The following is an 8,447-nucleotide window of genomic DNA, read 5'->3' as shown; positions in this document are numbered from 1 at the left end:
TGTCCGGGCTGTTCTTTGGGGCGGCTCTCCGGGGCCGGCGGGCCGGGCGCGCCGGACGGTGCTGATCGTTCCGTTTGTGCCGTTGTGGTGGAGGCGGGGTCGGGAGACGGACCTTGCCGCCCCCTCACCTGACCCGTAACGTCACGCCATGGAACTAGAGGTGCGGCATCTGAAAGTAATCCGCGCGATAGACCAGGAAGGCAGCCTCACCAGGGCTGCCACCTCACTCGGGCTCGCCCAGTCAGCGCTGAGCGGGCAGTTGAAGCGCATCGAGCGCGCGTTGGGGGGACCCCTCTTCGAGCGTGATCGTGCCGGGGCCCGGCCCACCCCGCTGGGCGAGCTGGTGCTCAGCCGGGCACGGGTGCTGGTGCCGGCGATGCGGCAACTCCAGGAGGACGCCACCCGGTTCGCCCAGGGGTGGCAGGACACCTCCCGTTTCCGCATCGGCAGCTCCCACGGTCCGCTGCTGGGCGCGCTGGTGGATCGTCTCGCCAGCGCGCATCCGGAGGCGATGATCAGTACGACCACCAGTTGGTCGACGGTGGAACTGGCGGAGTGGCTGGCCGAGGGCCGGCTGGACTTCGTCCTCACCGGCGTGTGCGGACAGGCGACCCCGCCGCGCGGAGACCAGTTGGTGTGGCGGACTGTCGGCCGGGACCCGATCTTCGTCATGTTGGCGGAGGACCATCCCTACGCCGACGAGGAGCGGTTGGAGTTGGGGAAGCTGGCGAACGAACGCTGGGCGAAGGCCCCGGGGGACGGCTGCTTCCGGGACTGCTTCTCCGCCGCCTGCGCGAGGGCCGGCTTCACTCCCGTCTCCTTCTTCGAGGCGGACGCGTCGGCGTGTGTGCAGTTGGTGCAGCTCGGCCGGGCGGTCGGGTTGTGCCGGGCGACGTTCCCCCCGGTGCCGGGGGTGGTGACGGTTCCGCTGGCCGGCACGCCGGTGAGTTGGCGTCACCTGCTGGCCCACCACCCGGAGTCGGCCGCGGCGCACACCGCGCCCGCCGTGCTGGCGCACGCGCGGCACGTGCACGCCGAGGCCGCCCGGCGCAATCCGCGTTACGCGCGCTGGCTGCACGACAACAAACTCTTCGGTACCGCGGGTTGAACGTCCGGTATCCGGATACATCACATCGCGGGAGGGAAGGCTTGGCAGGTACACGCCTTGTCACCCGCTGGCTAGGTTGTGGCTGACCCCCCAACCAAAAGGAGAACCCCACATGCTCCGCAGACGCACAGGCATCGCCGTCGCCGCCGCGGCGGTGACCGCCCTCGGTGTCACCACCCTCCCGAGCATCGCGGGAGCGGCCGAGTCCTCCCCCACGGACCGAGCCGTCGAAAGCGCCGTCGAGGGCATCGCCCCGGGCATGCTCAAGGCCCTTGAGCGCGACCTCGGCCTCACCGCCGACCAGGCCAAGACCCGTATCGCCAACGAGGCCGTCGCGTTCAAGGCCGAACGCACCCTCCGCAAGGAACTGGGCGCCGACTTCGCCGGCTCCTGGGTCAGCGGCAAGACCTCCACGCTGACCGTCGCGACCACCGACCGCTCAGAGGTCGCCGCCATCGAGCGGGCCGGCGCCACGGCCAAGGTCGTCCAGCACAGTGTGAAGTCGCTGGAGAAGACGGCCAAGCAGCTTGACAAGGCTATCAACGCCAAGGACGGCAAGGCCGCGCCCGTCTGGTACGTGGACGTCAGGAGCAACAGCGTCGTCGTCCTGTCGGGCAAGCCGGCCGAGGCCCGCAAGCTCGTCGACGCCGCAGGCGTGGACAGCTCCGCCGTGCGCGTGGTGAAGTCCGACGAGCAGCCGCAGACCTACTACGACGTGGTCGGCGGCGACGCCTACTACATGGGCAGCGGCGGCCGTTGCTCGGTCGGCTTCTCCGTCCGCCAGGGCAGCACGCCCGGCTTCGCGACCGCCGGCCACTGCGGCACCACCGGCACCAGCACCCGCGGCTACAACCAGGTCGCCCAGGGCACGTTCCGCAACTCGGTGTTCCCGAACGCGGACGCCGCCTGGGTCGCGGTCAACAGCAACTGGACGCCGCGCCCGTTCGTCCGGGGCACCAGCTCCCGGGTCTCCGGCTCGCAGCAGGCCCCGGTGGGCTCCACCGTCTGCCGCTCCGGCTCGACCACCGGCTGGCACTGCGGCACCATCCAGCAGCACGGCACCTTCGTGACCTACCCGCAGGGCCGCGTCAACAACGTCACCCGCACCTCGGTCTGCGCCGAGCCCGGTGACTCCGGCGGTTCCTACATCTCCGGCACCCAGGCACAGGGTGTGACCTCCGGCGGCTCGGGCAACTGCCGGACCGGCGGCACCACCTACTACCAGCCGATCAACCCGATCCTCAACTCGTGGGGCCTGACACTGGTCACCAGCTGACCCGCGCAAGTCTCCTCAGGCACCGCCGGGGCCCGCAGGCCGGGCCCCGGCACCCCGCCCGCCCGACCGGACCAGGTCGGGCGGGCGGCGGCCGTTCCTCACCGGCCGTTCCTCACCGAGCGTTCCTCCCCCCGGGCGCCCGTCAGTCGAGCACCGCCGAGGCGCCCACGGCCAGGTCCCACAGGTCGTCGGCGGGCCGTCCGGCCTCCGCCCACGCGGCCCGGACCCTGCTGAGCGGTTCCAGCGGGGGCTCCGACGACAGGACAAACGTCGCCCAGTGCATCGGCGCCATCCGCCGGGCCCCGACGTCGAGGGTGGCCCGGACCGCCTCCTCCGGGTCGGTGTGCACCGGTCTCAGCATCCAGCGCGGCGCGTACGCCCCGATCGGCATCAGCGCCACGTCGAGGTCCGGGTGGCGCTCCCCGATCTCGGAGAACCAGTGCCCGTAGCCGGTGTCGCCGGCGAAGTACACCCGGTGCCGGTCCGAGCTGACGATCCAGCCGCCCCACAGCGACCGGCAGGTGTCCCACAGTCCGCGCTTGGACCAGTGGTGCGCGGGCACGAAGTCGAACCGCACCCGGCCCCCGTCGGGGGCGGGCAGCTCCGCCGCCTCCCACCAGTCGAGTTCCACGACCCGGGTGAAGCGTCGCCGGCGGCACCAGGTGCCCAGCCCGGCCGGGACCAGCATCGGGGTGTCCCGTGGCAGCCGGCTCAACGTGGGGGCGTCGAGGTGGTCGTAGTGGTTGTGGGAGATGACCACGGCGTCGATCGGCGGCAGGTCCTCCCACGGCACGCCCGGCGGGGTGAGCCGGGCGGGCGTGCCCAGGATCCGGCGGGACCACACCGGGTCGGCGAGCACGGTGAGCCCTCCCGTGCGCAGCACCCAACTGGCGTGGCCGGCCCAGGTCAGCGAGGTCTGACCGACGTCCGGCACGGGCAGCGGTGCCGGCTCGTAGGGGAGCTCCCGAGCCGTGGAGAGAGCGGCCGCGGGCGGGCGCAGCGCGCGGGTCCGCATGGCGCGGAGCAGCGTGGCGGCGCCGGGCAGCGGGCTGGTGAGCCGGTCGGCGAAGCTGCGGGGCCAGGTCCTCCGCTCGCCGGGCGGGCGGGGCGCGGCCGGGCGGGGCGAGCCGGCCGTGCGTCGGGCCGCCGCCTTCGACGGGACGTTCTTCGGGCCAGTGGTGTCCGCCTGATCGGTCTGTTCGGTCATCGGTTCCCCTCGGCTCTGTTGTCCTCCCCAGTCTGCCCCGGGGCGGCGCCGACCCGCGCGCCCGGCGCCTCGCCCGGGGTCCCGCCGCTGCTCGCACCGGCCAGTTCTCGCAGGGTCGACTCGAGGTCGGGTCCGTGGGCGGGCGGCGGCGCGGTGGGCAGCCGCACCCGCAGCAGCGCGGGGTCGTCGCCGAACCGGTGGCCGCCGTGCGCCAGGCCGCCGCCGGCCGCGCGCAGCGCGGTCTCGAGGGTCTGGGCGTCGGTCACGCCGGACATCGCGAGCCGGACGCGCAGCGGTTCGAGGTCGGCGTAGAGGAAGCGGCCCACGGTCGCCGGCCGGCACAGCGCGCCGAGCTCGGTGAGCAGGCCGTGCAGGGTGCCGGCGCGCACGGCGTGGTCGTCGTTGTCGGCGGTCAACTCCCTGCGCAACGAGGGCGGTTCCGCCAGCGCCCGGGCACCCTCCCGGAGGGCGCGCTCGGACGGCGACACCGCGAGCGCCGCCAGTGCCGCGACCGCGCGCTCCCGCAGCTCGCGGCCGCGCTCCCCGGCCGGGAAGCGGGCGCACGCCAGCCCCGGTCCGGACGCCAGCAGCGCGGCCCGCAGATCGAGCAGGACCACCGCGTCGCCGCGCAGGTCGCCGGCGGCCTCGGGCCGGCCGCCACCGGCGGGGTGCAGGATCTCGGCCGGGCTGACCAGCACGGTCTCGTGGGCGGCCAGCCGGGTGTCGCGCCAGCTCTCGTCGCTGACGACCAGCAGGCCCTGGTCGGCCGCCACCTCGCACACCTCGTGCAGCAGCTCGGGCGGCGCCGCCGTGCCGGTCGGGTCGTCGGCCACCGACAGCAGCAGCACCCGGGGGTCGCCGCCGGCGGCCCGGGCCCTGCGCAGCGTCTCCAGCAGCGCGATGGGGTCGGGTACGCCGCCGCTCTCCGCGGTGACCGGTACGGGATGCACCGGCCGGTCCAGCAGCCGGGCCTGCGGCACGTACCACTGGGCGCACGGGCGGGTGACCAGCACGCCGTGCGGCCCGGCGGCGGCGAGCACGGCCAGCAGCAGGACCGGAGCGCCGGGCGCGAGCGCCACCTGCGCGCCGGCCGTCTCCAGACCCCGGCGCCGCCAGTAACCGCAGGCCGCGGCCAGGCACTCGGCCTCTTCCCGCCCGTTTGTCGGCATCCAGCCTCCTTGCGTCCGCCGGGCCCGCCGGGCGGCCGGGGCGGCACGCGGCCGTCGCACCCCGCGCACCGCGTCGGGACCGGGCCCCGCCTGGTGTTCTCCACCTTCGCAGACCCGGCCGTGCCGCGCAGCCGGGTGACCGGCGCCCCGCGCGGCCGCGGACGGGCCGCCTCTGCCGCCCGGCGGGCCCGGTTGGCGGACACCGCTTCGGCGTACTCGCCGTCCCCGCTCGGGATGACCCCGGCCGGGATGGGTAACCGACCGCAATGGGCAACGCACTGAGCAGACTGGACCGGGCGGCGTTCGCGCTGGTGGCCCGGCATCACTGGCCGGGCGCCGACCGGGTGCTGCCCCGGCTCAGCCGCGCGGCGAACCACGGGGTGCTGTGGCTGGGCGCGGCGGCGGGCATGGCGGCCGCCGCACCCGGCGCGCGGCGGGCGGCGCTGCGCGGGGTGGCCTCGCTGGCGCTCGCCTCGGCCGCCACCAACACGGTCGGCAAGTGGACGGTGCGGCGGGCCCGGCCGGTGGTCGACGCGGTGCCGCTGGTGCGGCGGCTCAGCCGGCAGCCGCTGACGACGTCCTTCCCGTCGGGCCACTCGGCCTCCGCGGCCGCGTTCGCGACCGGGGTGGCGTTGGAGTCCGCCGGATGGGGCGCGGCGGTGGCCCCGCTGGCGGCCTCGGTGGCCTTCTCCCGGGTCTACACCGGCGTGCACTATCCGGCGGACGTGCTCGCGGGCGCGGCCCTCGGGGTGACGGCGGCGTTGGTGCTGCGCCGGCTGCTGCCGACCCGGCTCACCCCGCCGGAGGTGCGGCGGGTGGTGCCCGTGCCGCGGCTGCCGGGCGGGCGCGGGCTGGTGGTGGTGGCGAACCGCGGCGCGGGCGCCTCGGGCGCCGGGGAGGACGTGGATCCGAGCGCGCTGGTGCGGGCGGCGCTGCCGGCCGCGGAGGTACTGGAGTGCGGCGGGCAGGACGGTCCGGCGGTGCCGGAGGCCCTCGCCGAGGCGGCCCGCAGGGTGAAGGAGGAGGGCGGCGCGCTGGGGGTCTTCGGCGGTGACGGAACGGTCAGCGTGGCGGCACGGGCGGCCCTGGCGCACGACGTGCCGCTCGCGGTGCTGCCGGGCGGCACGCTGAACCACTTCGCCGGCGACCTGGGGATAGCAACACTCGCGGACGTCTCGCAGGCCGTCGAGGCGGGTGAGGCGGTGGCGGTGGACGTGGCGCGGTTCGGCGAGGACGGCCAGTTCGTCAACACGTTCGCGCTCGGCGTCTACCCGGAGCTGGTCCGGCTGCGGGAGCGGTGGTCTCCTCGGGTCGGCTCCTGGCCGGCCGGGGTGATCGCCGCCTGGCGGGTGCTGCGCGAGTACCGCCCGGTGGAGCTGACGGTGAACGGCCGCCGCCACCAGGTGTGGCTGCTGTTCGCCGGGAACTGCCGCTACGAGGGGCTGGGACTCGCCCCGCAGCGCCGCGCCGACCTGGCGGACGGGCTGCTCGACGTCCGGGTGGCGCATGCGGGCCGCTGGGCGAGGACGCGGCTGCTCGCCGGGGCCCTCGCCGGCACCCTGCACCGCTCCCCGGTGCACGGCGCGGCGCTGGTGGGCCGGCTGCGCGTCGAGGGGATCGCGCCCGGCACCCGGCTGGCGTACGACGGGGAGGTGGCGGAGGCGCCGCCCTCGCTGGTGCTGGAGAAGCGGCGGGAGGCGCTGCGCGTCTACTGCCCGCGTGCGACCACCCGGCTGACCGCCACGCCGCGCTAGGGCCTGTCCGGCCGACCCCGGCTCGGTGGTCGGCCGGCTCGGCGCACTCGACCAACTGACCGCCATGCGAGACAGATTCGTCCAGAATCCGGGACGCGGCTAGGGTTCCGGCATGAGCCAGAAGAGCGTCGAGTACGTCCACGGCCACCCCGAGTCCGTTCTGCGCAGCCATCGTTGGCGGACGGCGGCCAACTCCGCCGGCTACCTGCTGCCCGACCTCCGTCCCGGGCTCGACCTGCTGGACGTCGGCTGCGGGCCCGGGACGATCACCGTCGAGCTGGCCGCGCTCGTGGCCCCCGGGCGGGTCGTCGGGGTCGACGCCGGCACGGAGGTGCTGACCGGCGCCCGGGCGCTCGCCGCGCGGCGCGGGCTGGACGCGGTGGAGTTCACCACCGCGCGGGTGGAGTCGCTGCCGTTCCCCGACGACTCGTTCGACGTGGTGCACGCGCACCAGGTGCTGCAGCACGTCGGCGACCCGGTGCGGGCGCTGCGCGAGATGCGGCGGGTGTGCCGGCCCGGCGGCCTGGTCGCCGTCCGCGACGCCGACTACGCGGCGATGGCCTGGTACCCGGAACTGCCGGAACTGGACGACTGGTCGGGGCTGTACCGCCGGGTGGCGCGCGCCGCCGGCGGCGAACCGGACGCCGGACGGCGACTGCTGTCCTGGGCGCGGGCGGCCGGCTACGACGAGGGCGGCGAACTGCTCCCCTCCGCGTCCGTGTGGTGCTTCGCCGACGAGTCCGACCGTGACTGGTGGGGCGGGCTGTGGGCGGACCGCACGATCGAACCCGACTACGCCACCCGGGTGACGGACGGCGGCCACGGCACCGCCGAGGAGCTGTCGCGGATCGCCGACGCGTGGCGGCGCTGGCGCGCCCGCCCGGACGCCTGGTTCTCCGTCCTCCACGGCGAACTCCGCTACCGCCTGCCGGGCGCCGCGCCCACACGGACCGCCGGGTGAGCAGCGCGCCGGAGGTTCCGGCGGCCCCCGCCCTGGTCGCGAACCTCTCGCGGCACGAGGCGGGCCGCGAGTGGCTGGAGCGCCTGCCGGGGCTGGTCGCCGCGTACCAGGCGCGCTGGCGGCTGCGGCTCGGCGCACCCTTCACCGGCGGCAGCTGCTCCTGGGCCGCCCCGGTACACCGTGAGGACGGCCTTGCGGCGGTCCTCAAGGTGACCTGGCCGCACCCGGAGGCACGCGGCGAGGCGGCGGCCCTGCGTCACTGGGACGGCCGAGGCGCGGTGCGGCTCCTCGAAGCGGACGAGAGCCGGTACGCGCTGCTCGTCGAGCGGTGCGAACCCGGTACCGCGCTGCACGCCGGTTTGCCGCCACACGCAGCCCACGCGGCGGTCGGGCGGCTGCGGACGGGCGCCGCGCTGCTCGCCGAACTGTGGCATGCCGCCGACGAACCACCCGCGGGCATGCCAGAGTTGACGGCGGTCTGCGCCTCCTGGGCGGCGCTCGCCGAGGAGCGACGTGACCGGCTGGCCGCGCGGGTCGCCCCTCGCGCCGATCCGGGGCTGGACGCACTGGGCATCCGGCTGCTGCGTGAGCTGCCCCGCTCGGCCGGCCAGCGCGTGCTGCTGCACGGCGACTTCAACCCCGGGAACGTGCTCGCGGCCGCGCGTCGGCCGTGGCTGGCCATCGACCCGAAGCCGATGGCGGGCGACCCCGCCTACGACCCGTGGCCGCTGGTCGAGCAGACCGCGCCGGACCGGCCTCTCGGTGAGCGCTTCGCGGTCGTCGCGGAGTCCTGCGGGCAGTCCGTGGACCGGCTCGCCGCCTGGGCGTTGGCGCGCACGGTGGAGTACGCCTGGTGGGCGGCCGACCACGACGACGTGGAGGAGTGCGCCCACGCCCTCGCGCTGCTTCCCTCCCTGGCCCGGCTCGCCGACGGCTGAGGGGGCCGGGGCGGGGCGGCGGTCACCCGGGAGC

At 75.8% G+C, this 8,447-nt stretch carries 7 protein-coding genes; 5 read left to right on the top strand and 2 right to left on the bottom strand.

Translation table 11 applies throughout. The annotated features are described in order from the left end of the window. Positions 1-148: 148 nt before the first annotated feature. Together GL263_RS15860 and GL263_RS15855 are read left to right on the top strand one after the other, a co-directional pair. Positions 149-1,108 carry a LysR family transcriptional regulator gene (locus GL263_RS15860; protein WP_182856370.1) on the top strand — a complete coding sequence of 320 codons (960 nt, stop codon included), beginning with the start codon at positions 149-151 and terminating at the stop codon, positions 1,106-1,108. A gap of 112 nt (positions 1,109-1,220) precedes the next feature. Further along, the gene (locus GL263_RS15855; protein WP_182856369.1) at positions 1,221-2,384 is read left to right on the top strand and encodes an alpha-lytic protease prodomain-containing protein; all 1,164 of its coding nucleotides are present in this window, start codon (positions 1,221-1,223) and stop codon (positions 2,382-2,384) included. A 142-nt stretch (positions 2,385-2,526) separates the two neighbouring features. On the opposite strand, the gene GL263_RS15850 is transcribed toward GL263_RS15855, so the two are convergent. Then, positions 2,527-3,591 (bottom strand): MBL fold metallo-hydrolase, encoded by a 1,065-nt coding sequence (locus tag GL263_RS15850; RefSeq protein WP_182856368.1) that lies wholly within the window; start codon positions 3,589-3,591, stop codon positions 2,527-2,529. Then, positions 3,588-4,820, bottom strand: a complete 1,233-nt coding sequence (locus tag GL263_RS15845; protein WP_323379422.1) for an aminotransferase class I/II-fold pyridoxal phosphate-dependent enzyme — start codon at positions 4,818-4,820, stop codon at positions 3,588-3,590. The genes GL263_RS15850 and GL263_RS15845 overlap by 4 nt, the downstream gene beginning before the upstream one ends. Before the next feature lie 206 nt (positions 4,821-5,026). Here GL263_RS15845 and GL263_RS15840 point away from each other — a divergent pair, with 206 nt between their 5' ends. The 3 genes from GL263_RS15840 (at position 5,027) to GL263_RS15830 (ending at position 8,413) form a co-directional block, all read left to right on the top strand. Further along, positions 5,027-6,514, top strand: a complete 1,488-nt coding sequence (locus GL263_RS15840; protein WP_182856366.1) for a bifunctional phosphatase PAP2/diacylglycerol kinase family protein — start codon at positions 5,027-5,029, stop codon at positions 6,512-6,514. 112 nt (positions 6,515-6,626) lie between these two features. Beyond that, the gene (locus tag GL263_RS15835; RefSeq protein ID WP_182856365.1) at positions 6,627-7,475 is read left to right on the top strand and encodes a class I SAM-dependent methyltransferase; all 849 of its coding nucleotides are present in this window, start codon (positions 6,627-6,629) and stop codon (positions 7,473-7,475) included. Continuing rightward, positions 7,472-8,413, top strand: a complete 942-nt coding sequence (locus GL263_RS15830) for an aminoglycoside phosphotransferase family protein (RefSeq protein WP_323379421.1) — start codon at positions 7,472-7,474, stop codon at positions 8,411-8,413. The genes GL263_RS15835 and GL263_RS15830 overlap by 4 nt, the downstream gene beginning before the upstream one ends. Positions 8,414-8,447 lie beyond the last annotated feature (34 nt).

This window comes from Streptomyces durbertensis (assembly GCF_014156695.1).
Lineage (GTDB): Bacteria > Actinomycetota > Actinomycetes > Streptomycetales > Streptomycetaceae > Streptomyces > Streptomyces durbertensis.
Note: the sequence above shows the minus strand (reverse complement) of the source record. Positions and strands in the feature narration are given on the sequence as shown.

What these genes read in the sequence shown, in the direction of transcription:
- GL263_RS15860 (WP_182856370.1), top strand. Translation starts at nt 149, where the DNA reads ATGGAACTAGAGGTGCGGCATCTGAAAGTAATCCGCGCGATAGACCAG.
- GL263_RS15855 (WP_182856369.1), top strand. Translation starts at nt 1,221, where the DNA reads ATGCTCCGCAGACGCACAGGCATCGCCGTCGCCGCCGCGGCGGTGACC.
- GL263_RS15850 (WP_182856368.1), bottom strand. Translation starts at nt 3,591, where the DNA reads ATGACCGAACAGACCGATCAGGCGGACACCACTGGCCCGAAGAACGTC.
- GL263_RS15840 (WP_182856366.1), top strand. Translation starts at nt 5,027, where the DNA reads ATGGGCAACGCACTGAGCAGACTGGACCGGGCGGCGTTCGCGCTGGTG.
- GL263_RS15835 (WP_182856365.1), top strand. Translation starts at nt 6,627, where the DNA reads ATGAGCCAGAAGAGCGTCGAGTACGTCCACGGCCACCCCGAGTCCGTT.